The organism is Microcystis protocystis FBCC-A270 (genome assembly GCF_050500235.1).
Classification (GTDB): Bacteria; Cyanobacteriota; Cyanobacteriia; order Cyanobacteriales; family Microcystaceae; genus Microcystis; species Microcystis ichthyoblabe_A.
Genome location: NZ_CP191407.1, coordinates 3,952,964 through 3,979,169, shown reverse-complemented (window position 1 = coordinate 3,979,169; position 26,206 = coordinate 3,952,964). Strand labels below are relative to the sequence as shown.

Below are 26,206 nucleotides of genomic sequence, written 5' to 3'. Positions count from 1 at the left end.
TTATTTTATATTGTTGTATTATCGGATAGGTTAATAACCCATCCTACGGGAGCGACTCTAAGTTTTCCCGAATCCTAACAGTAGTAGGATGATTCTCCCCTAAAGCTTGCTCGGCAATTGCTAAAGCTTGTAAAAAGAGAGGTTCCGCTTCTTTGTACCTGCCTTGGGAACGGTATAATTCTGCCAAATTCTTGAGGGAATTAGCTACATAGGGATGATTCTCCCCTAATCGTCGTTGCCTCAATTCCAGTACTTGCAAATGAATAGATTCGGCTTCGGCATACTTACTTTGAGAGTTATAAATCAGTGCTAAATTGTTGAGGGAAGTAGCAACACAGGGATGATTCTCCCCGAATAGTCGTTTATACAATTCTAAAGCTTGTAAATTGAGGGGTTCTGCTTCTTCGTACTTTCCTTGGGAACGGTATAATTCTGCCAAATTGTTGAGGGAATTAGCTACATCGAGATGATTGTCACCTAATAGTCGCTTATACAATTTTAATGCTTGTAAATGGAGGGGTTCTGCTTCTTCGTACCTTCTTTGAGATTCGTACAATCCTGCTAAACTCATGAGAGAAGTGGCTACATCGGGATGATTCTCTCCTAATAGTCGCTTCCTCAATTCTAAAGCTTGTAAAAAGAGGAGTTCTGCTTCTTCGTACTTTCCTTGCAATTCGTACAATAATGCTAACTCATTGAAGGAAATGGCTACATCGGGATGATTCTCTCCTAATAGTCGCTTCCTCAATTCTAAAGCTTGTAAAAAGAGGAGTTCTGCTTCTTCGTACCTGCCTTGAGTATGGTACAATCCTGCTAAACCGCTGATGGAATTAGCTACATTAGGATGATTCTCCCCTAATAGTCGTTTATTCAACTCTAATACTTGTATTAATATGGGTTCAGCCTCTCCGTATCTGCCTTGGGCATGGTACAAGTTCGCTAAACTAATGAGAGAATTAGCTATATTGGGATGATTCTCCCCTAATAGTCGTTTATCCAATTCTAAAGCTTGTAAAAAGAGGAGTTCTGCTTCTTCGTACCTGCCTTGAGTATGGTACAATCCTGCTAAACCGCTGATGGAATTAGCTACATTAGGATGATTCTCCCCTAATAGTCGTTTATTCAACTCTAATACTTGTATTAATATGGGTTCAGCCTCTCCGTATCTGCCTTGGGCATGGTACAAGTTCGCTAAACTAATGAGAGAATTAGCTATATTGGGATGATTCTCCCCTAATAGTCGTTTATCCAATTCTAAAGCTTGTATTAATATGGGTTCAGCCTCTCCGTATCTGCCTTGGGCATGGTACAAGTTCGCTAAACTAATGAGAGAATTAGCTATATTGGGATGATTCTCCCCTAATAGTCGTTTATCCAATTCTAAAGCTTGTATTAATATGGGTTCAGCCTCTCCGTATCTGCCTTGGGCATGGTACAAGTTCGCTAAACTAATGAGAGAATTAGCTATATTGGGATGATTCTCCCCTAATAGTCGTTTATCCAATTCTAAAGCTTGTCCTAAGAGTAATTTAGCCTCTTCGTACTTTCCCTGACAATAGTACACATTTGATAAACCATTAAGAGAGGCAGCAACATCGGGATGATTCTCACCTAGCAGTTGTTTCCTCAATTCTAAAGCTTTTATAAAGAAGGATTTAGCTTCTTTATATTTTCCTTGGAAATGGTACAATATGGCTAAATTGTTGAGAGAATCAGCTACATAGGGATGATTTTCCCATAATATTCGTTTATACAACTCTAAAGCTTGTATTAAGAGTGGCTCGGCTTCTGCATATTTTCCTTGGGATACGTACAATGTGGCTAAATTATTGAGGGATTGTGCAACATCGGGATGTTCCTCTCCCAAACGGCGGTGAGTTAGTTTTAGACATTGCTTAAGCAGGGGTTTAGCTTGTTCGTACAATCCCTGCCCACAATAAAAATGTCCCAATCCTTCAAAAGACGGGATTAAATCCTCATCCTCCAGCCATTGTTCTAACTCTGTCGCTGATTCCGCAATATGGGGAATAGATAGGGCGACAGCTTCCACTTGCTCCTTGGTTAAATCTTGAGGAACAGTCTTTGCCTCCTCAACCATACCCCGACAAAAGGAGCGTTTCAACTCATCTCCATCCTCTCGCAGTGCTAACTTAGCTTGAAAAAACTGTCGCACCAACGGATGAAACTGATAAACTTCTCCTGCTACCGCTTGCAACAGATGAAGATTGAGTAATTTGTCCTCTCTAATATCTTCCAACTCCTCCTCATCCTCAGCCGACAAACACCGCTCTATCACCAACCGCCAAGGAATAGGAGCCAAAGCAAAGAGACTGAGAAAACAGCCTAAATCCCGCGCTGGTTGATTCAACCCCTCCCAACTCACCTCAAAAGCAGCCTCTACCCCTCTTTGCGCCGTCATATCTGCCGAAGCATTCTGCAAAGCAGACAACTGTAAACCCTTATCTATCAACTGCTGCTGCATCCTTGCCAACGTCCAATTAGTACGCCGCTTGAGGAAACGCCCCACCAATTCCAACCCTAAAGGCAAATAACCCAACCACGCACATAACCCCTTCCCTACCTCTAATTCAGCTTGCAGACGTGACGCACCAATCAGAGATTCCAGTAAAGCAAGGGCGGCTGATTCGCTTAAAACGGGTAAGCGCAACTGCTCAAACGATGCTGCCAGCCAATTTTGCCGAGTCGTAATCAATACCTTAAAACGTTGTTCTTGGGGAGGCAAATAATCTTGGATTTCCGCGTATTGATGCACATCATCTAAAATTAGCAGTACATCCCCCGGCGGTTGCCATCTCGCCCAACAATAATCCAATTGCCCCCGCAAATTCAAATCTTCCGGGGGAAACAAACCCAACAGCGACTTAGCAAAATCTAATAGTTGTACCCCCACTGTTTCCGCTTGCACCCCTATCCAACAAATACCGCCGGGATAAGTCGATTTTTTCTTGTGGTATAGCGCATACTGGAGAGCTAACTCTGTTTTACCCACTCCTGCCATTCCCGTAACGACGGCGGTAATCGCAATTCTTTCTTGTTGCTGTAAATGGTGGTGCAGTTGTGTCATTGCATCTTCACGCCCCACAAAATTAACCGCCCCAGTACGCGCCTTGGCTAAATTATGGGGAACTTCTGCCCCCGGATAATCCACTCGCTGCGGCGTAATACGTTCAGCAGGGGGAAGACTGACTCCCGGAAAGCCCGGTGCTTGCGTCGGTTTTGCCCTCTCCTGCAATGCGGCTAAAACCACATCCTTCGCCTCAGCTTCCGAAAGATTAACCACGTCTGCATAAACAATCTGTTGCCACAGCCCCTTAATTTCGCATTCTGAGACACGAATGGGGATTAAAGTTCTTTTTTGACCTTTTGGATCTTGAGCGAAAGCTGCCGCCCATTCTGGATGGGTATAGAGCGCATTTAAGTAGTTACTGGAGAGAACAGCGAGCGTTTTTTCAGCTTGAGCAGTCGCATTCTGCATTTCTAAAGCAAAATTATTGCCGGGGCGAAAATCCCAAGCTTGAATAATGACAGAATAACCCGCTTCTTCGAGTATCCACGCAATCCATTCTGCCCACTGCTCATCACGCCCATTATAGCTGACAAAAAATTGCTTCTTCATCTGTTCTATCATTGATACATCTCTCCTAGCGAGGGAATGGAAGGAACCACAAAGACACAAAGGACACAAAGATCGCTCATAATGTAAGTTAAACTGATCACACAGAACCTAGAAGATTTCGAGAAAAAGCTAAACCTACCAAACCCGGGGCGTAAACTCCGCATCATTTAAAATTATTACATTTTCCCCTGACTGCACCAACACAAATAAACCCTGACGACAACCATAACTCGCCACCTCATTGGGAACAATCATCGCTGCCACCGCTCCCAAAGCCTTTACATCTCGAAAACGAGGCATTAACCGCTTAAACTTGGCCAAACGTTGTAAATGCTCATCCACATCCCTTTGAGTTAACTTACTTTTGACCTCCACTAAAATGGCATCGGTATCATTTACTACCAATAGATCAATCTCTAAACCCTCATTATCCCGTTTTACCGAAATGCCGGGGTGAAACTCATGCACATCAATACCCCGCTCCTGAAACAGACGCACCACCGCAGGACGTACTTGCCACTCGACAAACTCTCCTAAACGATTGCCCAACTCCCCAATCTGCTTACTAACTCTGTTAATTTGCTTATCTGTTTCTTTTTGAGCTTGGGATAACTCTTGTTGGGATTGAGCTAATTGCTTTAGTATTGCCCGAATCTCTTCAATAGACCTCTTGCATAATTTTTTTATGGTATAATATAAGGTTTTGCTTTTTTCTCAATTCTTAGATTGAAGTGGAAAAAAGAATAAAATGTGATCTTAGGTCAGGAAATCATCTATAATTTTGCTATGTTTATTAGCAAAATTATGGATTATCAAAACTTATCAGATGAACAATTCAAACGCCGTTTCGGTGTGTACAAACAAACATATAGAAAGATGGTAGAATCAGTAAAAAGTGTTGAAGCCGACTCTAATTCACCATCTAAAAGGGGACCGAAACCTAAACTATCTATAGAAGAACAAGTTTTAGTAACGTTAGAATATTGGCGAGAATATAGAACATATTTTCACATTGGTACAAGCTGGGAACTATCAGAATCAACTATATGTCGGATTGTAAATAAGACGGAAAAAATGCTTTTACAATCGGGAAACTTCCGTTTAAAAGGAAAAAAAGCTTTACTCAATCAAGCAGAGATACCGGTCGTAACGGTAATGGATGTGACGGAAACTCCCATTGAACGCCCCCAAAAGAAACAGAAAGATTTTTTTTCGGGTAAAAGAGGTTATCATACTTTAAAATCCCAATTAGTAGCTGATCAAAATACCGAGGAAATTATCTGTGTCTTTTGTGGGAAAGGTAGAGGTCATGATTTTAGTTTATTTAAAAAAAGTCGAGTTCGTTTTCATCCTTTAACTACCAGCATAGAAGACAGTGGTTATCAGGGAATAGCTGCATACCATAGTAATAGTTATACACCGAAAAAGAAATCGAAAAATAGAAAATTAACAGAGTTAGAAAAAGAGTATAACAAGGCTTTAGCCAAAGAAAGGATTATCATTGAACATATAAATAGGAAACTCAAAATCTTTAAAATCTTATCCTGTAAATATCGGAATCGTCGTCGAAGATATAGTTTAAGAGTTAACTTGTTGGCGGCTATTTATAACTGTGAGTTAGGGATAGGTATAGCAGCTTCTTAAAAGTTGCCTAAAGATTAATCAAGTCAAGGAGAATTTATTCTCAATTTTTATAATTGAGATAGTTTGTGCCGCTTAAATAAAGAGGTTTTGATAACCAAATTAAAGCAGCTCTAAAGAGTTTTGAGTTAAAAGTTAAACTTCAAGTTTTCATTCAGGACGAATGTACTGATTAACTAATTTTTTGGGGAAAATTAGTTAACCCATCATTATAACATATAATTAATTTGCAAGAGTTCTAATAGTGGCTGTCATAATGAATTTTCTCAAGTTAAAGTGATGTAGCCTATACTCAAGCGATTTAGTATAATTTTAGCGTTGATTATTGGCAGGAATGGAATCGGCTCTCTTGGATTTGGTGGGTAAAATGTATTTTAAGATATATTTCTCAAGAGCGAGGGGGTGGAACGAACCACAAAGACACAAAGGACACAAAGATCGCTCATATTGTAAGTTAAACTGATCGCACAGAACCTATAAGATTTCGAGAAAAAGCTAAACCTACCAAACCCGGGGCGTAAACTCTGCATCATTTAAAATTATTACATTTTCTCCTGACTGCACCAACACAAATAAACCCTGACGACAACCATAACTCGCCACCTCATTGGGAACAATCATCGCTGCCACTGCTCCCAAAGCCTTTACATCTCGAAAACGAGGCATTAACCGCTTAAACTTCGCCAAACGTTGTAAATGCTCATCCACATCCCTTTGAGTTAACTTACTTTTGACCTCCACTAAAATGGCATCGGTATCATTCACTACCAATAGATCAATCTCTAAACCCTCATTATCCCGTTTTACCGAAATACCGGGGTGAAACTCATGCACATCAATACCCCGCTCCTGAAACAGACGCACCACCGCAGGACGTACTTGCCACTCGACAAACTCTCCTAAACGATTGCCCAACTCCCCAATCTGCTCACTAACCCTGTTAATTTGCTTATCTGTTTCTTTTTGAGCTTGGGATAACTCTTGTTGGGATTGGGATAACTCTTGTTGGGATTGAGCTAATTGCTTTAGTATTGCCCGAATCTCTTCAATAGTGGCTGTCATAATGAATTTTCTCAAGTTAAGTTGATTATTGGCAGGAATGGAATCGGCTCTCTTGGATTTGGTGGGTAAAATGTATTTTAAGATATATTTCTCAAGAGCGAGGGGGTGGAACGAAAGCTAAACCTACCAAACCCGGGGCGTAAACTCTGCATCATTTAAAATTATTACATTTTCTCCTGACTGCACCAACACAAACAAACCCTGACGACAACCATAACTCGCCACCTCATTGGGAACAATCATCGCTGCCACCGCTCCCAAGGCCTTTACATCTCGAAAACGAGGCATTAACCGCTTAAACTTCGCCAAACGTTGTAAATGCTCATCCACATCCCTTTGAGTTAACTTACTTTTGACCTCCACTAAAATGGCATCCGTATCATTCACTACTAATAGATCAATCTCTAAACCCTCATTATCCCGTTTTACCGAAATACCAGGGTGAAACTCATGCACATCAATACCCCGCTCTTGAAAAAGACGCACCACCGCAGGACGTACTTGCCACTCGACAAACTCTCCTAAACCATTGCCCAACTCCCCAATCTGCTTACTAACTCTGTTAATTTGCTTATCTGTTTCCTTGATTTGTTTATCCGTTTCTTTTTGAGCTTGGGATAACTCTTGTTGAGCTTGGGATAACTCTTGTTGGGATTGGGATAACTCTTGTTGGGATTGGGCCAATTCCTTTAGTATTGCCCGAATGTCTTCAATAGTGGCTGTCATAATGAATTTTCTCAAGTTAAAATGAAATTTTCTCTATTATAGCCCGATCGCTTTTTCTCCCTTGAAGTAACCGTTCAGGGGGTGACAAAATCTGATAATCTAAAAAGACGTGGAAAAGAGCGGCTAATGTGAAAGAGTAGTATCCATCTCTGTGCTGCCCCTGGAGAGTCCTTCCACTGAGTCAATGCCACTGGCGGCTTGACATCCCCCCCCTGAACGGTTACAATAAAGCTATGCGCCTTATGTAAGTTAGAAGCTAGAATGGTGTAAACTCGTTCGATAGATTATCTCTCTAGTCGGAGTGTTGGACTCAAACACTTGATCCCTAATTAGGTTGTTTTAGGTCACATCAAGAGTAATACTTTATTAGGTTTCTTACAGGAAATTTTAAAGGTTTGAGCCTTCGGTAAATCTTTCGATGTAGCCTAGTTATCTTATGTCAAAAATAGCTTGAGCGATTTTTTCAGAGGATTTTTCTAGTCTAAAGTAATATCCTCTGAATGCTTATAATGTTACAAATTAAGTGATTTTTACTCATTTCAGTACAATGGCAAAAAATCAAGCAGAATCTATGTCTGATCAGAATCATCAGCAGCCAGATATGGGTGCGAAGAAAACAACGCAGGCTAGGATAGAACATCAGGATAATAATCAAATAAAAACGGGAATTGATCCTAAAATTGATTCGGAAAAACCGTTTAAATATTCGGAGCCAACAGGAAGATTAGGGGAGATAATCCTGCGCTTAATGCCGTTGGGTCTTTTGCTCGGAGGACTGAGTTATTGGGCGATAGTTGGTAAGATTCCGACTCCTATTCAAGGACGAGCGGTCATTTTGATTCCTCGTTCTATTGTTAATATCGAACCCCGTCAAGGTGGACGGGTGTTAACCCTCCTGATTCAACCGGGAGATTCTGTCAAAAAAGGGCAATTACTGGCAACTTTAGAGTTTCCTGAATTAGAAACAGAATTAAAAGATAAAAAGGATAGACTAGCAGATCTCAAGCAGCAGGATAAAAGAGTTGACTCTATTGAAGTGAGTCGTCGCCAATTGAATGCAGCCTCAATAGATCGCCAGCAAAAGGCGAATCAGCTTCAGATTAAAGCACTTCAAGTTCAATTATCCAGTAATCAAAAACAGCGAGAAGCCTATCTCTCCCATGCTCGATATCTTAAAAATTTCCAGAACTCAACGGATGAAAGACTAGCCGCCTACGATAAACTTATCGAAGAGGGGGCTGTCGCCAAGCTAGATTTTCCCTCCTATTTGTTTCAGTTCAATAATCTAGAGGCTTCTAATAGTATCAATCGCGTCCAAATAGAACTTGATCGCCTGAAGGGGGTTGATGAAAGCCTGCGAGCGCAGATGAACGCATTGACGGCCCAGAATAATATACTAAACACGGAAAAACGGCAAATAGACCTGCAAGATACAGCCAGTGATATTCTTCGTTACAATGCGATCGCTGACCAGCAACGAGAGATTAATACGTTAAAAACCACTATTCAAGCCAACAAAAATGTAGTGAGTCTGTACAACGGCCAGATTTTAGACTTATCTGTTAATCCGGGGGAAGTTTTGGCTCCGGGGGGGCGCATCGGTACGTTAGAAGTCTCCAATCTAAAGGCCAAGACCAACGTGGTGGCCTTGTTTAAGAGCGGTGATGCCAAACGATTAGAACCGGGCCAGGAAGTAGAAGTCGTTCCCGATCTCTATGATCGCGAACGCTATGGGGGTATCGTTGCTAAGGTAATTACCGTCGATCAGCAGCCGGTAACTGTGGCAGAACTAGCAAATATAGTCGGAAGTCATGAACTCGCCAGCAAACTGTTTCTGGGTAGAGATGAAGACGATCGCGATAAGCCTATACCCGTCAATGCAAGTGTTATCAAAGCCACTTTAGCGCTGAAGGTCGATCGCAATACACCGAGTGGTTTTTACTGGACTCAAGCCAAGGGAGCGCCCCAAAGAATTACCAACGGGACTACCGCAGATGTCCATGCTGTGGTAGAAGAGCGTTCTTTAGTGAGTTATATAACCCCTGCTTTTCGCTGGATTACAGGGGTGTACGACCGTTAACCACAATCTTGCGAGCGTAAGTAGCTGAAAGAAACAACGACTAGAATAAACGGTTAAACCTAATATGGAAAATCCGAAAAGACGTTCTCAATGGTGGACTTGGTGGTTTAAGTGGTGGATTATTGCCGCAGCGTTTGTCTTAGTAATCTTGATCCATAGTGAGCCTCCTCAGCTTTGGTTTTGGTTGGTGACGTTTTTGGCACTGATTTTATATGGGATTGAGCGAGCGATTAATGGGTAACAATGAGTAAGTCGAAAAAGGATATAGAGATACCTTGGACAGTAAAAACGGGCTAATGATCAGACAGGGATTGAAATTTTCCCTGGGTGCTGCTCTCTTAACGAGTTTCTTTTGGCACCGAGGAAATGTATTAGACAACTTTGTCTATCCCGTCTTTGGGTATGTCTCTGTACTGATTGAGCCATCGATGGGAGGTGCGATTGCGGCAGGTTTGGGGCGTTTGGGGGGAAGTGCTTTGGGGGGAATCATTGCCGCTATCCTGGTGAACGCCTACGGAATCCAAGGCTCAAGTTTTTTTGTCATTCCCTCTCTCACCTACATTTTAGCCGCCCTGATCTGTGAAACTTACCGATGGCAAGCCGCTTATTCCCAAGCCACACTACTGGGCGCTTTAATTGCCATGAGAGTGGTAGGAACATCAGCACAACAAGATATCTGGCTCTATTTGCGGTCGCGCCTGATCGATAACTGGATCGGAATCGCTGTGGGAATTGCTGTGGCCTTACTATTTTGGCCCCAGAATACTCGATCCGATCTCAACCGGAACTTGATGGGAATCCTTCAAGATATACCGCGCTTGTTCCAAAAAATCCTCGATCGCCACTTAAAAACTGAGGTCGAGGAGCGGGATTATTCTCTTTCTATTGAGCAGAACGAGCTTAACTTACTCAATCAGATTAAAAAATCAACACAAACTAGCCTTTCAATACTCACAAAAGCAACCCATGAATTCGGTAGTGAGATATTGGTGGCAGAAAATTGGAGTGAAATCTTGGCAATTCAGAACCAATTGACTCGACAATTAGCTGATCTGATGGCTTTTAAGGGCGAAAAGCATGAACAAAATTTAGTGCATCAGTTCAGTGATGAATTAAACCAATTGGCGACTCATCTTACCGACAGCTTTGATAGCTTGAGGGATTTGAGTAACGGCCAAAAAATCTTAGCTACCCCCTACCTGACAGAATTAGAAGAAGATTTAGCGAATATTGGGGGTAAACTTGATCATCTCCGAACAAGTGGAGAGATTGATCGGTATGATGTTCAAGAATCACTACAGTTTTATCAATTTATTCAACTTGTATCTCGATTTATCCAACAATGCGAGGGATTAGGAGGCAGGATAATCGATAAAACCAAAGTAACTGCAACTTTCAGACGAAGACACCTGATTACCTTTCCCAAATGGGCCCCTATATCCCTAAAACGCCTGAGAGAAATTGTCAGTCTTGGCGTGGTTATTGGTTTGTTACTGGCTATTATTCGTCACATCGAGTTTCCCTATCCTTCTGCTTACGAAAAAGTGGCAGATATTGTGATCATAGGTGCAGTGGTCACTGTCATTCAACCGACAAGGGGTCGAGCGATCGCGATCGGTTGGGCGGCCACTGTTTCGTTGAGTTTGACGATTCTCTGTATTTACCTGTTGGTCAAGTCCTTTGGTTATAATCCTTTTAGTAGCAGTCTGGCTTATTTTTTCGCCTACTTCAGTTGTGCTTGGCTGGGGTTTACGCCCATCGCTCGCATCGGTGCGATTGTAGCAGCCGATGCCATCGGGAAGGATATTTTTCCTTTTTTCGAGCAAGGAATTTGGGCCGCACTAATTTCAGTTCCCGTAGGTGCGTTTCTGGGGGTGTTGCTGACCACTGTATTTATGACAAAATCGGCTACAAACCAACTGGAAACAGATTTTTCTGTGACTTTTAAGAAAATGGGACAGCTATATCAAAAACTGCTGTCAGGCTATTTTCAGGATACGATACCACCGTCAGATATCCCCCAACTGAAGCAGGCCATCACAGTGGCGATCGCTCAACATCCAGCCTCGGTTAAGATTGCCAGTCTCGAACAAATTTCCACAGTTTTAGCAACTAAAAACAAAAATTTTTGGAATTTCTCCATGGGCTACGAACAAAAACTCTCGGCTCAACTGGATGCTTTACAAGATGGGCTACAGCAACCGCTTCCTGAACCGATACGACAAAAGTTTTTACCTGAATTACAAGCGATCGCACAACAGACCGCGATCGCTTTTGATCAAATGGCTGAGGCGATCGCTGCCCAGGTAATTCTCAACCCACCAAAGTTAGGATTGCTCATCCAAGAAATTGAATCTCTTGAGAAGCAGTTACTGAGCTTGCGGGTTGAGAGTCGAAGTTATCCCTTAAATGAGCTAATCGCCTTTAGCTCGGCTTTTATGACGATGAAAGCCATTGCCAGCAACTTAAATCAAATGAGTCAAGACTTACCTGCCTACACCCAATAGGTAATAGGCAAATATTATCAGCCTGAAGGATTTCTGCTCTCAGGGCTGTATATTCAGTAGAGTGTAGGGTGCGTTAGGCGGCTATCAATTTAGTCAAAAAACTAAAATTAATAATTCGCCGTAACGCACCCTACAAGATCAGCGATCGCACTTCCTCTACTAACGTTAAAGGCAAGATTGAGAAACATCTCTCCCTTGCCTTACGAACTTAGATTGGGTTACAAGAACCCTAGAGATTTAGCGATTGCAATGAGTGCAGCGATAGCCTGTAAGAAGGGTAAAAAACGCCTAATAACTAATCTAAATCTTCGATAATAAGATCGAGAAGTTTTATCTAGACGCTTGATACTCACCTTTAGCCTTTGGCAAAAAGACTGAAGTGACTGGTTTGATTTGCGCTGCCCGTTGCCGTTGAGCTTACTTCCCTTTAACACTGTCTTCCTCCGGATCGAGTGAACCGGCATTGCTCTCCCTTTGCAGGAAAGATAACAGTGGAGATCAGGGACTAAGGATTAACCCGATTGCCCACACAGCGGACTATCTTTCGATAGTCGTGTTAGTCTGCCGTCTTAGTCCCATCAACTCGGAAAGGTGTGGTGTACCCCTTGTAGACAAAGGATAGTTTCTTAATTATAGCGGATCGAATCAAGCCCGCAATTACAGTTTGCCAGTACCTCCGTTCCTGAATCTAACTCAATATCTCGTGTTCTTGAGCATAGCGCCAGACTACGCGATCGCTACTTTCCATCGACAATCTAACCTCTCTAAAGGTGACAAATTGGACAGACTGAAACTCAAGTTAACCGCGTTTTGCCAATATACCAAGAAAAATCAGCTTCAATCAATGTGCATGGTGCGTTCCCCAAAATCTATTGGTGGAACAGTAGGACTTGCATTAGGGAACGCACCCTACGGCTACAAGGGAAAGTGTAGCTTCACGGCGCAAATTCACAACTCCGCGTATCATGAATTCTTATTTAAGCTCCGCGAACCAAAGTGATACACGGCAGGGTGTCCAATCCGAATTCCAAAAGGCTGGGCATCAGGGTTACGCTCAAATAGCCGATTGGTTGCAGCTACGACCGTTTCATCAACCTCAAAATCTCCGGTTTCGATGTCGATCGCGATAATTTTACCCTCATTACCCGCTTCGACTTGCTGCCGAATGCCAGACTCGTAGAGTTCTTTCCCCCGACGAGCCATCTCCTCTTTGCTGTAACGCCTTTGCCGAACTGTCATAGCCTTGCCCCATTGACTGCCTTCTCCATGTTAACCTGAACGATCTCGCTCTTTTGAATTGATAGGGTGTGTTTGGCAATCACTTAATCTTGGCGATCGATATGATGTAGCCTGTGTTAGCGTTAGCGTAACCCACGGATTTTGAACATTAGATAAGGTGCGTTCACTTCATTAACACACCCTACAAGATCGGCGTGCTGCTACGCAGTGCCTTCGGCATCGCACTCTGTTATGAGTTGATTGATGTTGGGTTTCCTTGGGTCAATCCAACCTACGGGCGAGGCGATCTGCTACGCAGTGCCTTTGGCATCGCACTCATAATAGTTGACGAAATTCTGCGACTGTCAAACCAGCATCTTGAACAATTCCACCCATTGTAAATGCCTTAATTGGATTGTGCCTTGGAAGAGCAACTTGACGCACCCCATCACTCATGATGATATGTTTGCCTTGGCGAATGATCCGAAAGCCTACCTTCTCCAAGGCTCGTACTGCATCTAGGTGATTTACGCCAGGAATTCTAGGCATAGTTACACCTGCATTTCAATTTCACGAATTTCCCCATCTTGCAAGCGTTCTTCTAAGGCTGCAAGATACTCACGAATTGCATCTTGGATATTGGTTAATGCCTCTTCCTCAGTATCTCCCTCGGACCAACAACCGGGGAGCGCAGGAACGCCAACAGTAATTCCTTCTTCAGAACGATAAAGGACAATTTTGTATTTCATCATAAGTTCCTTCTAGATAGCACTCCATTTTAGCTTGATAGAATTATGGATGTGGGATCAAATTGTAGCAACACATGATGTGGTTCTTGTTACTCAGCACCGACCAACCTGATACGGTCGGTGTGCAACGGGATTGTTAGACCGTACCTCACAGATCGCTTATGATCAATTTATTCTCGCATATCTAGAAGTTTAAGCCATGTCACTCACTGAGTTAATTCTTCTGGTCAACAATCTGAGCCAGACAGACAAATTATCACTCTTCAAACTCCTAGCTGCACAAATCCCGGATGCTGAACTACAGGTTATCTTTTCCGCATCAGAGTATCCGATTTGGTCGCCCTACGATGCCACGGAAGCCGCCAATATTCTGATGCATATGATTCAGGATGACCGAGAGGCATCTACCCATGCCTAGTACAGTCGAATTTCCCCTTTCCGACGATGAAGCATTACCCACGATTCCCATCACTCTGAGTCATGCAGGCCTTTCTGTTTCTGCGAATGCCCTGCTGGATACCGGATCTACGGTCAATCTATTACCTTACGACATCGGGCTGCAATTGGGTGCAATTTGGGAGGAACAAACTGTCCGCTTGCCATTGGCCGGAAATCTTGCAAGGGTTGAAGCACGAGGGTTATTTGTGTATGTTCAAATTGGGAATTTGGAACCTGTTCGTCTAGCCTTTGCTTGGGCAAAAACCTCTCAGATACCCTTAATTCTTGGGCAAACAAACTTTTTTTGAGAATTTGATGTCTGTTTTCAACGATCGCGATGCACGATCGAAATTATCCGCTTCTAATAAGGGTGGTTTGATTGCTTACTGTCACCAGCCGAAAAAACCCTCCTTGAAGATGGAATGGGCTTTACCCCCCGCTGCTTAACCCGAACTGGGGTTAGATAAGGTGCGTTACATTTCATTAACGCACCCTACAAGATCGGCGATCGCACTGCAAGTCTCACTATTAAACCCTCTCGCTGTGGCTAGTTTCGATTTAGGATTGATGATTCTTGCCACAATCATCGCCACCACTAAGTTTCTGATTCGTGAGGATTTTTCACTGATTATTTTATCTAAACCCAATTTTTTAATCGTCTCTAAAATAGCCATTACATGACCATGAGGAAGACTTCTAATCACTTCAAAATGATTGGGAATGCCTTCATTCATGGACAGTGTTGCTCCTTTAAGAGCCAGTTTCAGATTGTCGATAATATCATCGGGTAATTTTGAGAGATTGGCAAGGGTTCTTTTTTTGACTTGATCTCCTTCTCGGTAGGACTCTCGAAGAAGAATGGCGGGGGGGGAATTACGGTTAGGAACTTTTTCTATGTACATGACCACTATTTTAGCAAATGGAGAGAATTCTTGTCCATTAAGAAATGTTACAAATTACATGGGTACATTAAGAAAGGTTAATGGGGCGCATCCATTGATGGATAAGGGTTTTTGGCTATTATGGTATATATGTATGGGGTAAGTTCAGTTATACTCAATAAGATTTGACATTCTCGTTTATACCTTGTGAAAGAACACGCCTAACGACCGTGTTCAGCGGACATAGATCACCTCTCGAACTCAACCGACCAAGTTCATTGTTCCGCTGCAACACGATTGTTAGCCCACGATCACTAACATCATGATAAAGAAATTAATAGGACTTTAATTCTTTTGCTTTTCTGCTAGCAGTTTCCATTCCACAATTTTCTGCTTAGCTTGTGAATATTTATCGGAGTTTGCCGGAATCGTCTCAGCAAGTTGAATTGCTCCTGCAAAGTCTCCTCTGCTTGCTAAATCATAGGATTTTTGTAATTTCTCTTGATCCGATTTACCCCCTTGTTGGCTGAGGGCTTGCCGCCATTCCACAATTTTCTGCTTAGCTTGTGAATATTTATCGGAGTTTGCCGGAATCGTCTCAGCAAGTTGAATTGCTCCTGCAAAGTCTCCTCTGCTTGCTAAATCATAGGATTTTTGTAATTTCTCTTGATCCGATTTACCCCCTTGTTGGCTGAGGGCTTGCCGCCATTCCACAATTTTCTGCTTAGCTTGTGAATATTTATCGGAGTTTGCCGGAATCGTCTCAGCAAGTTGAATTGCTCCTGCAAAGTCTCCTCTGCTTGCTAAATCATAGGATTTTTGTAATTTCTCTTGATCCGATTTACCCCCTTGTTGGCTGAGGGCTTGCCGCCATTCCACAATTTTCTGCTTAGCTTGTGAATATTTATCGGAGTTTGCCGGAATCGTCTCAGCAAGTTGAATTGCTCCTGCAAAGTCTCCTCTGCTTGCTAAATCATAGGATTTTTGTAATTTCTCTTGATCCGATTTACCCCCTTGTTGGCTGAGGGCTTGCCGCCATTCCACAATTTTCTGCTTAGCTTGTGAATATTTATCGGAGTTTGCCGGAATCGTCTCAGCAAGTTGAATTGCTCCTGCAAAGTCTCCTCTGCTTGCTAAATCATAGGATTTTTGTAATTTCTCTTGATCCGATTTACCCCCTTGTTGGCTGAGGGCTTGCCGCCATTCCACAATTTTCTGCTTAGCTTGTGAATATTTATCGGAGTTTGCCGGAATCGTCTCAGCAAGTTGAATTGCTCCTGCAAAGTCTCCTCTGCTTGCTAAATCATAGGATTTTTGTAACGTGGCATGAGAACTACTACTGTTTGTATCTGTTCTATTAAGTCCTAATTGCGGCAATAAGAGGCCACATATTAAAAGAGTAAAACCAATCAATCCAGAAATAATTCTACCCGGTCGACCAAGATTGATTTTCCCTTCAATTTTTCCCCAAGCACCTATTGCCAGGAAAATCAGGCCAGCCACAATTAATAAACTGCTTTGATTGCTGGCAAGATCAGCAATAGCTTTAATTAATTCAGCCATAGCTCTCTAGAAATGGTATTTAATTTTATAGAGTGCGAAATTCGATCCATTCTACTAATATCCTGATAATTATCATATAATGTTAGAGTTGCGATCTCTAAGACAACCTAGAGAGCTAACGGTTGAATTGAGTGGCGATCATTTCTCTGAGTTTATCACTACAAATATCGATTACGTCCGCTCGAATGGTGTGTTATGCCCGATCGCTTTAGCGATAACTTAACCTAGACGATCGTCTCTAAATCTACCGGGACTTAGCAACGAAGCAACCCATTTTTGATTACCTAGTCCTAAACATGAAACAGATAACCTTAACGGACTTCGCGCTTTGGCATAACGGTTGAATTGAGCGGCGATCGTTTCTCTGAGTTTATCACTACAAATACCGATTACGTCCGCTCGAATGGTGTGTTATGCCCGATCGCTTTGGCAATCACTTAACCTAGACGATCGTCTCTAAATCTACCGGGACTTATCAACGAAGCAACCCATTTTTGATTACCTAACCTTGGATCAAGACAGACAATTTTAATGGGCTTACCGGACTTGGCATAACTACATATTATGCGGAAATTTTCCGTATATCACGCCAAATACACATTTTTTTAAGAATCTTTCCGTATATTACGCTCAAATGGAGCGATCGCGAGAAGTTTTCCGTATAATATTACGATAAGCGTGTTATGCCGATTAGCATACTCTGTTATGAACCCTCCCCCACCCCGAGAACTCCTAGACGTAGTGCGAGAGACGAGAGCCGCCCTACCGCATTACTCCTACCGCACCGAACAAACCTATCTGGACTGGATTAAGCGTTATCTGCTCTTCCATCAGAAAAAACATCCCCGTGAAATGGGGGGTGAAGAAATTAGAGCCTTTTTGACCCATCTTGCCGTTGATAAAAACGTTGCCGCCGCCACCCAGAACCAAGCCCTCAACGCCATCCTCTTCCTTTATCGAGAAGTTCTGAAAATTGAACTGGAAAATATCGGTGCATATTTACGGGCAAAACGCTCCAAATGTCTGCCCACCGTCCTCACCAAAAAAGTAAAAATGGCCGATGATTTTAGCGATCGCACAACAAGCTGCGATCGCTGCCCAGGTAATTCTCAACCCACCAAAGTTAGGATTGCTCATCGAAGAAATCGAATCTCTTGAGAAGCAATTACTGAGCTTGGGGGTTGAGAGTCGAAGTTATCCCTTAAATGAGCTAATCGCCTTTAGCTCGGCTTTTATGACGATGAAAGCCATTGCCAGCAACTTAAATCAAATGAGTCAAGACTTACCTGCCTACACCCAATAGGGGCTAAATCCCTTCTTTTCTAGCTAAAAGGACGGGACAATTGACATTAACCCGCACATAATCCGAGAGGGAAGTACCGAGAAGGCGATCGAGATCTGGTAAACTCTTAGCCACGGAAGGACGGCGATCGGGCGAACCCAACAGTAAGAGATCGACACCATAATCATCGACGAGTTTGCAGAGTTGTTCTCCCGGTTTACCCCCCGTCACCACGCAGCGATAGGGTATATTCATCCGTTTCGCTTTTGCCACTGCCGGCCCTATAATCGGGTTTTCTTCCATTTCTTTGGGGGAAGTGGGGGCAAATTCCGGTTTTAAGTCGGGGTTGACGCGGGCCAGAATTAACTCTGCTGAAGGATAATCCCGCAGGAGATAAATAGCCAGATCGAGAGCTAAATCAGCCGAACTAGACTTATCGAGAGCTACCATCACCTTTTTGATTTTTTTGACGTAAATATCGTCTTTTACCAATAACATCGGGTGATTAGTCAGTTGAAAGACGTATTGACTGACGGAATTTTCTAGAATTGCCTCCAGTCGCTTCAGTCCTCGGGAACCCATCAGGATCAAATCGGCCCCGATTTCGTCGGCAACTTGACAGACGGTATCTTTGGGATCTCCTTGCCGCAGAATCGTGGAGACTTTGCTCGGTTCAATTTTGACTTCTTGCAGAATTTTAGTCAGCATTTGGGTCCCTTCTTCCCATTTACTGGCCAGAGCTTCGGTGGTAATCTGAGGGGGAACAACCCGGAGAATGGTAATCGACGCTTTCCGGATAGCCGGGAGATCCATTAATGCTTGTAGCATTTCTTGGGTTTGACCTGTGCCGGAATCAGCGTATAGTATTTTCTCTAGCATAAGATTAAACTCGGTCTATGATCTTAATAGTTTTCGCCAATTATCAGCATACTGCTAATGTTGTTCTCGAAATTTAACAACTTATTAAGCGCTTTTTCTTAGGTAAATGCGATGCCGAAGGCACTGCGTAGCAGCTCGCACTTGAGGGTATTTTTAAGTATTTATGCTCAATTGACTGGCAATACTTGGCTCAAAATCATCGTGTCAAGCGTTCATTTGTATTATATTTTGGCTGCAATGCTGGCGCTCTCTTTTAATCACTGCTAAATTGACCATTTAATTGATGATTATTCATGGTTAATTCTCCAGCAACCAAGAGAATTTTTTATTTTTACAAGAGGTGTAGTTATGTATTTATCAATTCGAGTAATTCTCCTAGTAGCGACAACAGTTTATCAGACGTTATCTGTTTGGTTAGAAGAACAAAAAGCACCGCCGGGTCATTTGATTAATCTGGGTAAATATCGCCTGCATTTTTGTCTAGCAGGAGAGGCTATTCCCACTATTATTATTGACCATAGTTTAGGGGGAATTGAGGGATATTTTTTGATAGAAGAATTGTCACAATTAGCTAGGGTTTGTATTTATAATCGAGCGGGTTATGGTTGGAGCGATTCTAGTCCTTATCCCCGGACTAGCTACCAAATTGTTCAGGAATTAGATAAATTACTAACCCAAGCAAAAATAGAACCGCCTTATATTTTAGTTGGTGATTCTTTTGGTAGTTATAATGCTCGACTGTATGCTCATCTGTTCCCAGAAAAAGTATTAGGTTTGGTACTCACCGATGGTTTACACGAGCAGGGAATGCTGAAAATGTCGCCAGCATTAAAGGCATTAAAATTATTTTTCATCTCTGGATTTTTGATGTCGATTATTGGCTCAATTTTAGGCATTATAAGAGTTATGAGAGTTCTGGGAGTTTTTGAATTATTAAAACCAGAATTGCGTCGCTTTTCCCCAGATTCTTGTCATCGAGTTAAGCGTTCTTTCTGTCGCGCTAAACACTGGATGACGATGAGTAGAGAAATGTTTAATCTCGACCAAAGCGCTCGTCAGGTGAGTAAGGCTAACAATTTCGGTAATTTACCGATAGTTAGTATTAAAGCTAATTCTTTTTTTAAACCTTCCCTTTGGACTCGCTTTATTCCCCTCAAAAGTGCCAACCAACTCCGGGAGGAGATGCACCTAGAATTAGGCAAGTTATCCAGAGATTTTATGGAAATACAAGCGGATAAAAGTGGCCATTTTATCTGGATGGATCAACCGGATGTGATCATCGATGCGGTCAGAATTTTGCTTGACAAAATTAACTCTATGTGCTAGGTAAGTAGTTGGACAAAAGTAAAGTTAACTGTGGGGTAAGGAGCCTGACGACCGACTGCTAACCCCACCAACAGACTTTTTGCCGCAAACCCTAATTAGGGTTTGCTGAATAAATCTAAAAACCTTGTTGGATAAAAATTTTAGACTTTTTTGATATCAAAAAGTGTCAGCCATTGGAGTGAACGGGGGGGAATAAAACCCCACACCCTACACCCCACACCCTACACCCCACCAACAGACTTTTTCAGCATACCCTAATTATTGAGGGTAATAATCTGAGCGCTAAAACCCTGTTTAGTTAAATCTTGTACCCGTTGTTTAGCTTGGTATTGTTGCTGAAATAACCCCACTTGAATAACATTTTCTCCCGCGCGGATAAATGCGAGGGGTTCAATTTCTTGAATTTTTGCCAACGCTTCCGCACTATTACTACTAACTTCCACGCGAAAGAGTTGATTAGCGGCAATAACCCGCTGCTGTGGTGCGGGGGGTTTATTGGCGCGATTTTGAGGTCTGGGTGCTGGTGGATTGACAGTTTGACGATTATGATTATTAACCACCGTAGCATCGGCGGGCCGCACGGTAGCGGGAGCTTGAAAAACGTATTCTCTCAGGGGTTGATTACCGGAAACTGGGTCCGCCACCAGAGGACGAACTGAAGGAGAATTAACTGGGGGTAAATTTAAGGGTGAACATTGGGAACAATTAGCACCACTGGGACTGTCTGAACGTTTAGTTGGTTGTCTCACCGCTGGTGGTGGGGGTAAACGACGACCGGGATAAACATTCTGGGCAAAAGATAAGTCTGCTTTTAGCAGTAGCGTTCCTTGAGCGATTATCCCGACTTTTAACCAAAATAAAGCCGAGAAAAACAGTAAGTTTGTTCTCATCATGCTGGTTTGTCCTCACACGAAATTTGGGTACACCATGTCCAAATTTTAAAGTAGGAGATGCTAGTCTAGAAAGTATATTGGTTAAAAATCATTACAAGATTTATGGGAAAAGTTGTTGTCGGTCTATCAGGGGGAGTAGATAGCTCTGTTGCCGCTGCCGCCTTACACGCTCAAGGTTATGATGTTATTGGCTTGACCCTGTGGTTAATGAAGGGTAAAGGTCAATGCTGCTCCGAGGGAATGGTAGATGCGGCCTTTATTTGTGAGCAGTTGGGGGTTCCCCATCATATCGTCGATAGTCGCGAGCTTTTCCAAAAAGAAATTATTGATTATCTAGTTTCCGGTTACGAAGCGGGAATCACACCGCTGCCCTGTTCTCAGTGCAATAAATCGGTAAAATTTAGCCCGATGCTGCATTATGCTAAGGAAACCTTAGAAACGGATACTATTGCTACCGGTCACTACGCCAGAATTCGTTTTTCTCCGGAAAATAACCGTTATCAACTGCTGCGTGCCGTCGATAAAAATAAAGATCAATCTTATTTTCTCTATGATCTAACTCAAGATGTACTGCGTGGGACTTTATTTCCCTTGGGAGAACAAACCAAGGCAGAAACCCGCAGAATTGCCCAGGAATTTGGCTTAAAAACGGCAGATAAACCCGATAGTCAGGATTTGTGCTTGATTGAAGCTCACGGAACTATGCGATCGTTCTTGGATAAGTATATCGCCGTTAGTGAGGGCGATATAGTAGATCTCGATGGCAAAGTTTTGGGTAAACATAGCGGTATCCATCATTATACGATCGGACAACGCAAAGGCATCGGCATCGCCGCCGCCGAACCCCTCTATGTGGTAAAACTCGATCCCGTCATGAATCGGGTTATCGTCGGTAATCGCGAAAGTGCCGTTAGTGCCGCTTGTCTTGTCGGACGGATGAACTGGGTTTCTATTGCTCAACCCACCACCCCTATCCGCGCTCAAGTACAGGTACGTTATCGTTCTCCGGCCGTTCCCGTCAATGTTATTCCCCTAGAAAATAATCAAGTGAAACTGGTTTTTGATGAACCACAATTTAGTATCACCCCGGGCCAAGCAGCCGTGATTTATGAAGGGGAAATCGTCCTCGGTGGGGGGATTATTTCAGGAGCCACCCCATAGGGAGAGCCACCAATTCACAGAATAACCTGATTATGGTTCGGGGGTCATTCTGCCAATTAGGGACTCTCCCCGGCAGGTTTAGCTAAAAATTAACGACGGGGTACAGAAGCCTCGATGTTAATATTCATAGCGGAGACTCTTGGTACAGGATTGCCTTTGGCGCTACCGAGACCCCGGGCCATGGCCAAGAAGCTGGAAGGATCGCCAGCTTTGGGTTATGGTAAATATTATGAAAACTTTTCTGACTTTTCTTCAGCTATTTATGAATGTCTGAATGATGTCCATCTGAAACATAAAAAAGAACTGGATTCGTTGCTCACTCTACGATTTCAGAAGTTTAATAAATCTCAGATTATGAACGTCTAAAGTATATACAATATCTGCGATCGCCCTTAAAAAGGGGGACTTTGAATCCGGTTCCCCCCTTTTTAAGGGGGACTAGGGGGGATCAATCAATGCTATAATAACCACTATTTATCAGCAGGTAAGATAAGGGTGAATTTATTAGTCCATCGTTATCAAATTGTGCGATCGCTTGCTTCTGGTGCATTTGGTGAAACTTTTCTAGCTAAAGATACCCAATTACCAGATCATCCTTGGTGTGTTGTCAAGCAACTTAAACCCCAATCTGATCCCCAATCTTGGCAAATAGCAATGCGTTTATTTGATACAGAAGCAAGAAGTCTTTATCAATTGGGAAAACACGCTCAAATCCCCCAATTATTTGCCCATTTTTCTGAAAATAATCAATTTTATCTCGTTCAAGAATATATTGAGGGACATCCTTTAGGTGAGGAAACTATACTAGGGAAACAATGGGAAGAAATAGCAGTAATTGAATTTTTAGAAGATGTATTATCAACTTTAGCTTTTGTACATCAGCATAACGTTATTCATCGGGATATTAAACCTGATAACTTAATTAGACGCAAACGAGATAATAAAATTATTTTAATTGATTTTGGTGCGGTAAAACAGATTATTAATTTAAGTAATCCTCAAAACCAACCTAAGACAATTGGAATAGGAACACCAGGATATATGTCAAATGAACAAAATCTAGGAAAACCTACCTTTAGCAGTGATATTTATTCTGTGGGAATGATTGCTATTCAGATGTTAACGGGATATTATCCTACCCAATTAGTTGATAGTCAAACAGGAGAAATACATTGGCAAAATAAAGTCAAAACAACACCTAAATTTACTGATATTTTAGTTAAAATGAGTCATCCAGATTTTCAACAACGCTATCCCTCAGCTACAGAAGCTTTGCAAGCAATTCAAGGTTTACAGGGAGTCTCCCCTACCATTGCGCCAACAGTTTTTATGTCTCATTCTTCATCTATACAAAATAAAGGGGGTAAAATTGCCGTTATTCCCCTAATTTTAATGTTACTTTTAGGAGGAGTAATTGGTATTGGGGTGATCAATTTATCTGAGAGACAACAAAACAATGAGACACAACATCAACCTGCTTTTTAAGCTATAAAGGTAATAGGAACAAGTTTAACAGGAGTAAGTAAGATTTATGAAGCGTCATACTTCGGGAATAGCAGTCTCACTTTTATTTGGTTTGCTAATGCTGACATCAGGATGTCAAGGAAATTCTAATGCTGCAACAAAATCTAAGTTTTTTTGTGGAAATGCTCAATATTTAGGTAAAAATGTGCCAGCTACTATTGTCCATAATCCAAATTCAGACAGAGATTTTACTATAATTATTTGGAAACCAGATAATTATTATTTTGGTAATCAATGGAATCCTCGAAAACGATGTGATCAAGTTTCTAGACGATTCCAAGATATTTATGATCGGGATGGACTACAGTATGTCACGGCTACGGTAGCAAGTTGGATTAATGATCGAGAAGTTCCCGTTGTCTGTGGAGTAAAATCCAAAAGTGCTACTTGTGATCAAGATGATTTACTCTTTACTTTGGAAACTAAGGATGAGCCTTATGCAGTATTAGATGATCTTATGGAAATTCGTCAAGCACCTGATAACAATACACCCTTAACTAGAGGAGTAAATGATTCTAAAAATTCTGGTAAAAAGCAGCAAGTTTTTTATGATTTATCTGAGGTTTTGAAAGTAGAAAAATCCCCAAAACAGCAATCTAATCCAAACAATGGTGCAGCGTTTTAGACTCAAAATATACCTTTGTTTACGGGATTAGGAGTGTTTTGGGTTTTGCTTCTCCATTTTTCTGCTAGAATTGTGGCATAATCGCTCATTTCTCTGAGTTTATTTTCTCCTTGCTGAGCGATTTTTAAGATTTCTGCTAATTCCTGTTCAGTAAACGGTTTTGAAGTCATCGTTAATTCTCCAATCGGATTCTAATTCCATTGACTACTATTTTAGCTTCTAAAACTCGACCTAACTGCTCTGAGAAATCCTCCCCTGCTTCTTGAATATCTTCATAAGATAACTCATCCTCCATAGTAATATACTGGACAGTTGCTTGCATCCGCCGTCTAGTGTTGTCAGCAAATAATAAATAATTGTTAATTATAGCAAATATTGGAATAGATATGATAATGTAGGGAAATAATTTTATCCTTTCCCTAATCAGTTCAATCCCATTATTATCCTCCAATGCTTATCTGAATTGCCATGAAACCGCAATTATTGAAACTTTGCCTAATTTTATCCCTATTTCCCCTAATTTTCTCCCTCGTATCCTGTCAAAACCAGCAAACTCAAGATCGTGGAATTACTATTACCACAAATCAGTCACAAAGTCAACAAAAACAACGACGCACAGCCTTAGTCATTGGAAATGCGAGTTATCAGGATAATCCTCTCAAAAACTCGATTAATGATGCAGAAGCGATGGCGAATGCGCTTAAAGATGTTGGTTTTGACGTAATTTTGCTGGAAAATGCTGATTTAAAGCAGATTGAAAATGCTATTGACACATTTCACCACCAACTTAAGGCAGGAGGAGTGGGATTATTTTATTATGCGGGACATGGTAAACAAGTGGATGGCGAAAATTATCTTATTCCGGTAAATGCGAAGCTGGATGTGGCAGAAGATGTGCGCTATGAGGCGATTCCGGTAGGAAAAGTCTTAGCTAGGATGGAAGATGCGGCAAATCAGATGAATATTGTCATTCTTGATGCTTGTCGCAATAATCCCTTTGCTCGAAAATGGCGCTCTAGTCAACGGGGTTTGGCTCCGATACAATCAGCTAGGGGTGCCTTGATTGCTTTTGCGACGGAACCAGGAGGGGTTGCTGCTGATGGAGAGGGAGAAAATGGGTTATATACTTCTTTTTTATTAAAGCATCTGAAAACACCGAATTTAGATGTGGAGTTGATGTTTAAACGGGTGCGGGAGGATGTTGTACAAGCTACTCAAAATAAGCAAGTTCCTTGGGAGTCTTCCTCTTTGGTGGGGGATTTTTCTTTTAATCCTGTTACGGTAGCGCAATCATCTCAACCTAATTCTACCACTGCTGAAACCTATTTTAAGCAAGGGGAAGACTACCGTAATAATAATCAATATGATAAAGCGATTGCGGCATATACTAAGGCCATTGAAATTAATCCTCAATATGCCGAAGCTTACAAGAATCGAGGGATTGTTTACCTTGATTTAAAAGACTATGATAAAGCAATGGCAGATAACAATAAAGCCATTGAAATTAATCCTCAATATGCCGAAGCTTACAATAATCGAGGAGTTGTTTACCGTATTTTAAAAGACTATGATAAAGCAATGGCAGATTATAATAAAGCCATTGAAATTAATCCTCAATTATTTCAAGCTTACAGTGGTCGAGGGAATGTTTACTCTGATTTAAAAGAATATGATAAAGCTATTAAAGATTATAATAAAGCCATTGAAATTAATCCTCAAAATGATTATGCTTACAATGGTCGAGGGTATGTTTACTATAATTTAAAAGAATATGATAAAGCTATTAAAGATTATAATAAAGCCATTGAAATTAATCCTCAAGATGCTTATGCTTACAATAATCGAGGGTATGTTTACTATAATTTAAAAGAATATGATAAAGCTATTAAAGATTTTAATAAAGCCATTGAAATTAATCCTCAACATCCTTATGCTTCTAATAACAAAAAGTTAGCGGAGGAAGCAAAAAGAAATCAATAACCATATCCTTGTTCCAAGACAGAGCCTTGGAATA

The 26,206-nt window shown here is 41.8% G+C and carries 26 protein-coding genes and 3 pseudogenes; 15 read left to right on the top strand and 14 right to left on the bottom strand.

The window, feature by feature from the left end; all coding sequences use genetic code 11:
* Positions 1–43 precede the first annotated feature (43 nt).
* Both ACQY1X_RS19360 and ACQY1X_RS19355 read right to left on the bottom strand, forming a co-directional pair.
* Positions 44–3,649 carry a tetratricopeptide repeat protein gene (locus ACQY1X_RS19360; protein WP_430015022.1) on the bottom strand — a complete coding sequence of 1,202 codons (3,606 nt, stop codon included), beginning with the start codon at positions 3,647–3,649 and terminating at the stop codon, positions 44–46.
* Between the two features lie 123 nt (positions 3,650–3,772).
* The gene (locus ACQY1X_RS19355) at positions 3,773–4,324 is read right to left on the bottom strand and encodes a DUF3782 domain-containing protein (RefSeq protein ID WP_430014697.1); all 552 of its coding nucleotides are present in this window, start codon (positions 4,322–4,324) and stop codon (positions 3,773–3,775) included.
* 99 nt (positions 4,325–4,423) lie between these two features.
* On the opposite strand from ACQY1X_RS19355, the gene ACQY1X_RS19350 reads away from it, so the two are divergent.
* Complete coding sequence (locus ACQY1X_RS19350; RefSeq protein WP_420065461.1) at positions 4,424–5,281, top strand: IS5-like element ISMae4 family transposase; 858 nt, start codon at positions 4,424–4,426, stop codon at positions 5,279–5,281.
* A gap of 498 nt (positions 5,282–5,779) precedes the next feature.
* Here the strand turns inward: ACQY1X_RS19350 and ACQY1X_RS19345 are convergent, their stop codons facing one another.
* Both ACQY1X_RS19345 and ACQY1X_RS19340 read right to left on the bottom strand, forming a co-directional pair.
* Positions 5,780–6,340 (bottom strand): DUF3782 domain-containing protein, encoded by a 561-nt coding sequence (locus tag ACQY1X_RS19345; RefSeq protein ID WP_430015021.1) that lies wholly within the window; start codon positions 6,338–6,340, stop codon positions 5,780–5,782.
* 123 nt (positions 6,341–6,463) lie between these two features.
* Positions 6,464–7,066, bottom strand: coding sequence for a DUF3782 domain-containing protein (locus ACQY1X_RS19340; protein ID WP_430013368.1), 603 nt, complete (start codon positions 7,064–7,066; stop codon positions 6,464–6,466).
* A gap of 547 nt (positions 7,067–7,613) precedes the next feature.
* Between ACQY1X_RS19340 and ACQY1X_RS19335 the strand changes: the two genes are divergently transcribed.
* The 3 genes from ACQY1X_RS19335 (at position 7,614) to ACQY1X_RS19325 (ending at position 11,653) form a co-directional block, all read left to right on the top strand.
* Complete coding sequence (locus ACQY1X_RS19335) at positions 7,614–9,146, top strand: NHLP bacteriocin system secretion protein (protein ID WP_430013367.1); 1,533 nt, start codon at positions 7,614–7,616, stop codon at positions 9,144–9,146.
* Positions 9,147–9,210: 64 nt separating this feature from the next.
* Positions 9,211–9,387 carry a hypothetical protein gene (locus ACQY1X_RS19330; protein WP_002735384.1) on the top strand — a complete coding sequence of 59 codons (177 nt, stop codon included), beginning with the start codon at positions 9,211–9,213 and terminating at the stop codon, positions 9,385–9,387.
* A 55-nt stretch (positions 9,388–9,442) separates the two neighbouring features.
* A complete protein-coding gene (locus ACQY1X_RS19325; protein ID WP_430014696.1) occupies positions 9,443–11,653 on the top strand; it encodes a hypothetical protein in 2,211 nt (736 codons plus the stop codon).
* Positions 11,654–12,616: 963 nt separating this feature from the next.
* On the opposite strand, the gene ACQY1X_RS19320 is transcribed toward ACQY1X_RS19325, so the two are convergent.
* The 3 genes from ACQY1X_RS19320 to ACQY1X_RS19310 all read right to left on the bottom strand — a co-directional run bounded on the left by ACQY1X_RS19320 (position 12,617) and on the right by ACQY1X_RS19310 (position 13,620).
* On the bottom strand, positions 12,617–12,892 hold the full coding sequence (locus tag ACQY1X_RS19320; protein WP_110543635.1) for a hypothetical protein: 276 nt from the start codon (positions 12,890–12,892) through the stop codon (positions 12,617–12,619).
* 315 nt (positions 12,893–13,207) lie between these two features.
* The gene (locus ACQY1X_RS19315; RefSeq protein WP_002776326.1) at positions 13,208–13,420 is read right to left on the bottom strand and encodes a type II toxin-antitoxin system HicA family toxin; all 213 of its coding nucleotides are present in this window, start codon (positions 13,418–13,420) and stop codon (positions 13,208–13,210) included.
* 2 nt (positions 13,421–13,422) lie between these two features.
* Positions 13,423–13,620: a type II toxin-antitoxin system HicB family antitoxin gene (locus ACQY1X_RS19310; RefSeq protein ID WP_002738180.1), complete on the bottom strand. Its 198-nt coding sequence runs from the start codon at positions 13,618–13,620 to the stop codon at positions 13,423–13,425.
* 199 nt (positions 13,621–13,819) lie between these two features.
* Here ACQY1X_RS19310 and ACQY1X_RS19305 point away from each other — a divergent pair, with 199 nt between their 5' ends.
* From ACQY1X_RS19305 to ACQY1X_RS19295, 3 genes are read left to right on the top strand one after another with little or no spacing between them, the layout of a single operon-like run.
* A complete protein-coding gene (locus ACQY1X_RS19305) occupies positions 13,820–14,038 on the top strand; it encodes a hypothetical protein (RefSeq protein WP_002753442.1) in 219 nt (72 codons plus the stop codon).
* Positions 14,031–14,366, top strand: a complete 336-nt coding sequence (locus ACQY1X_RS19300; protein WP_430015020.1) for an aspartyl protease family protein — start codon at positions 14,031–14,033, stop codon at positions 14,364–14,366. The genes ACQY1X_RS19305 and ACQY1X_RS19300 overlap by 8 nt, the downstream gene beginning before the upstream one ends.
* A 7-nt stretch (positions 14,367–14,373) precedes the next feature.
* Positions 14,374–14,505 (top strand): hypothetical protein, encoded by a 132-nt coding sequence (locus ACQY1X_RS19295; RefSeq protein ID WP_430015755.1) that lies wholly within the window; start codon positions 14,374–14,376, stop codon positions 14,503–14,505.
* 65 nt (positions 14,506–14,570) lie between these two features.
* Here ACQY1X_RS19295 and ACQY1X_RS19290 read toward each other — a convergent pair.
* A pseudogene (locus ACQY1X_RS19290) lies at positions 14,571–14,960 on the bottom strand (IS1634 family transposase); the annotation flags it as partial.
* A 324-nt stretch (positions 14,961–15,284) separates the two neighbouring features.
* Positions 15,285–16,502, bottom strand: coding sequence for a hypothetical protein (locus ACQY1X_RS19285; protein WP_430013366.1), 1,218 nt, complete (start codon positions 16,500–16,502; stop codon positions 15,285–15,287).
* A gap of 705 nt (positions 16,503–17,207) precedes the next feature.
* Here ACQY1X_RS19285 and ACQY1X_RS19280 point away from each other — a divergent pair.
* Together ACQY1X_RS19280 and ACQY1X_RS19275 are read left to right on the top strand one after the other, a co-directional pair.
* Positions 17,208–17,660, top strand: coding sequence for a phage integrase N-terminal SAM-like domain-containing protein (locus ACQY1X_RS19280; protein ID WP_430013365.1), 453 nt, complete (start codon positions 17,208–17,210; stop codon positions 17,658–17,660).
* Positions 17,632–17,805: a hypothetical protein gene (locus tag ACQY1X_RS19275; RefSeq protein WP_002760464.1), complete on the top strand. Its 174-nt coding sequence runs from the start codon at positions 17,632–17,634 to the stop codon at positions 17,803–17,805. Before ACQY1X_RS19280 ends, ACQY1X_RS19275 begins: the two co-directional genes overlap by 29 nt.
* Before the next feature lie 3 nt (positions 17,806–17,808).
* Here the strand turns inward: ACQY1X_RS19275 and ACQY1X_RS19270 are convergent, their stop codons facing one another.
* The gene (locus ACQY1X_RS19270; RefSeq protein ID WP_002781003.1) at positions 17,809–18,663 is read right to left on the bottom strand and encodes a universal stress protein; all 855 of its coding nucleotides are present in this window, start codon (positions 18,661–18,663) and stop codon (positions 17,809–17,811) included.
* 348 nt (positions 18,664–19,011) lie between these two features.
* Here ACQY1X_RS19270 and ACQY1X_RS19265 point away from each other — a divergent pair, with 348 nt between their 5' ends.
* The gene (locus tag ACQY1X_RS19265; RefSeq protein WP_430013364.1) at positions 19,012–19,989 is read left to right on the top strand and encodes an alpha/beta fold hydrolase; all 978 of its coding nucleotides are present in this window, start codon (positions 19,012–19,014) and stop codon (positions 19,987–19,989) included.
* Between the two features lie 254 nt (positions 19,990–20,243).
* On the opposite strand, the gene ACQY1X_RS19260 is transcribed toward ACQY1X_RS19265, so the two are convergent.
* Positions 20,244–20,882 (bottom strand): hypothetical protein, encoded by a 639-nt coding sequence (locus ACQY1X_RS19260; RefSeq protein WP_430013363.1) that lies wholly within the window; start codon positions 20,880–20,882, stop codon positions 20,244–20,246.
* 102 nt (positions 20,883–20,984) lie between these two features.
* Here ACQY1X_RS19260 and mnmA point away from each other — a divergent pair, with 102 nt between their 5' ends.
* A complete protein-coding gene (gene mnmA, locus ACQY1X_RS19255; RefSeq protein ID WP_430013362.1) occupies positions 20,985–22,043 on the top strand; it encodes a tRNA 2-thiouridine(34) synthase MnmA in 1,059 nt (352 codons plus the stop codon).
* A gap of 89 nt (positions 22,044–22,132) precedes the next feature.
* Here the strand turns inward: mnmA and ACQY1X_RS19250 are convergent.
* A pseudogene (locus ACQY1X_RS19250) lies at positions 22,133–22,258 on the bottom strand (phycobilisome rod-core linker polypeptide); the annotation flags it as partial.
* 1 nt (position 22,259) lies between these two features.
* On the opposite strand from ACQY1X_RS19250, the pseudogene ACQY1X_RS19245 reads away from it, so the two are divergent.
* From ACQY1X_RS19245 to ACQY1X_RS19235, 3 genes and pseudogenes are all read left to right on the top strand, one after another.
* A pseudogene (locus ACQY1X_RS19245) lies at positions 22,260–22,409 on the top strand (IS630 family transposase); the annotation flags it as partial.
* Positions 22,410–22,538: 129 nt separating this feature from the next.
* Complete coding sequence (locus ACQY1X_RS19240; RefSeq protein WP_430013361.1) at positions 22,539–23,528, top strand: protein kinase domain-containing protein; 990 nt, start codon at positions 22,539–22,541, stop codon at positions 23,526–23,528.
* A 46-nt stretch (positions 23,529–23,574) separates the two neighbouring features.
* Entirely contained in the window at positions 23,575–24,192 is a 618-nt protein-coding gene (locus ACQY1X_RS19235; protein WP_430013360.1) for a COP23 domain-containing protein, read from the top strand.
* A gap of 2 nt (positions 24,193–24,194) precedes the next feature.
* On the opposite strand, the gene ACQY1X_RS19230 is transcribed toward ACQY1X_RS19235, so the two are convergent.
* Positions 24,195–24,362: a hypothetical protein gene (locus ACQY1X_RS19230; protein WP_002788754.1), complete on the bottom strand. Its 168-nt coding sequence runs from the start codon at positions 24,360–24,362 to the stop codon at positions 24,195–24,197.
* Between the two features lie 2 nt (positions 24,363–24,364).
* A complete protein-coding gene (locus ACQY1X_RS19225; protein ID WP_155726598.1) occupies positions 24,365–24,514 on the bottom strand; it encodes a hypothetical protein in 150 nt (49 codons plus the stop codon).
* Positions 24,515–24,660: 146 nt separating this feature from the next.
* Here ACQY1X_RS19225 and ACQY1X_RS19220 point away from each other — a divergent pair, with 146 nt between their 5' ends.
* A complete protein-coding gene (locus tag ACQY1X_RS19220; RefSeq protein ID WP_430013359.1) occupies positions 24,661–26,172 on the top strand; it encodes a tetratricopeptide repeat protein in 1,512 nt (503 codons plus the stop codon).
* The last annotated feature ends 34 nt before the right edge of the window (positions 26,173–26,206 follow it).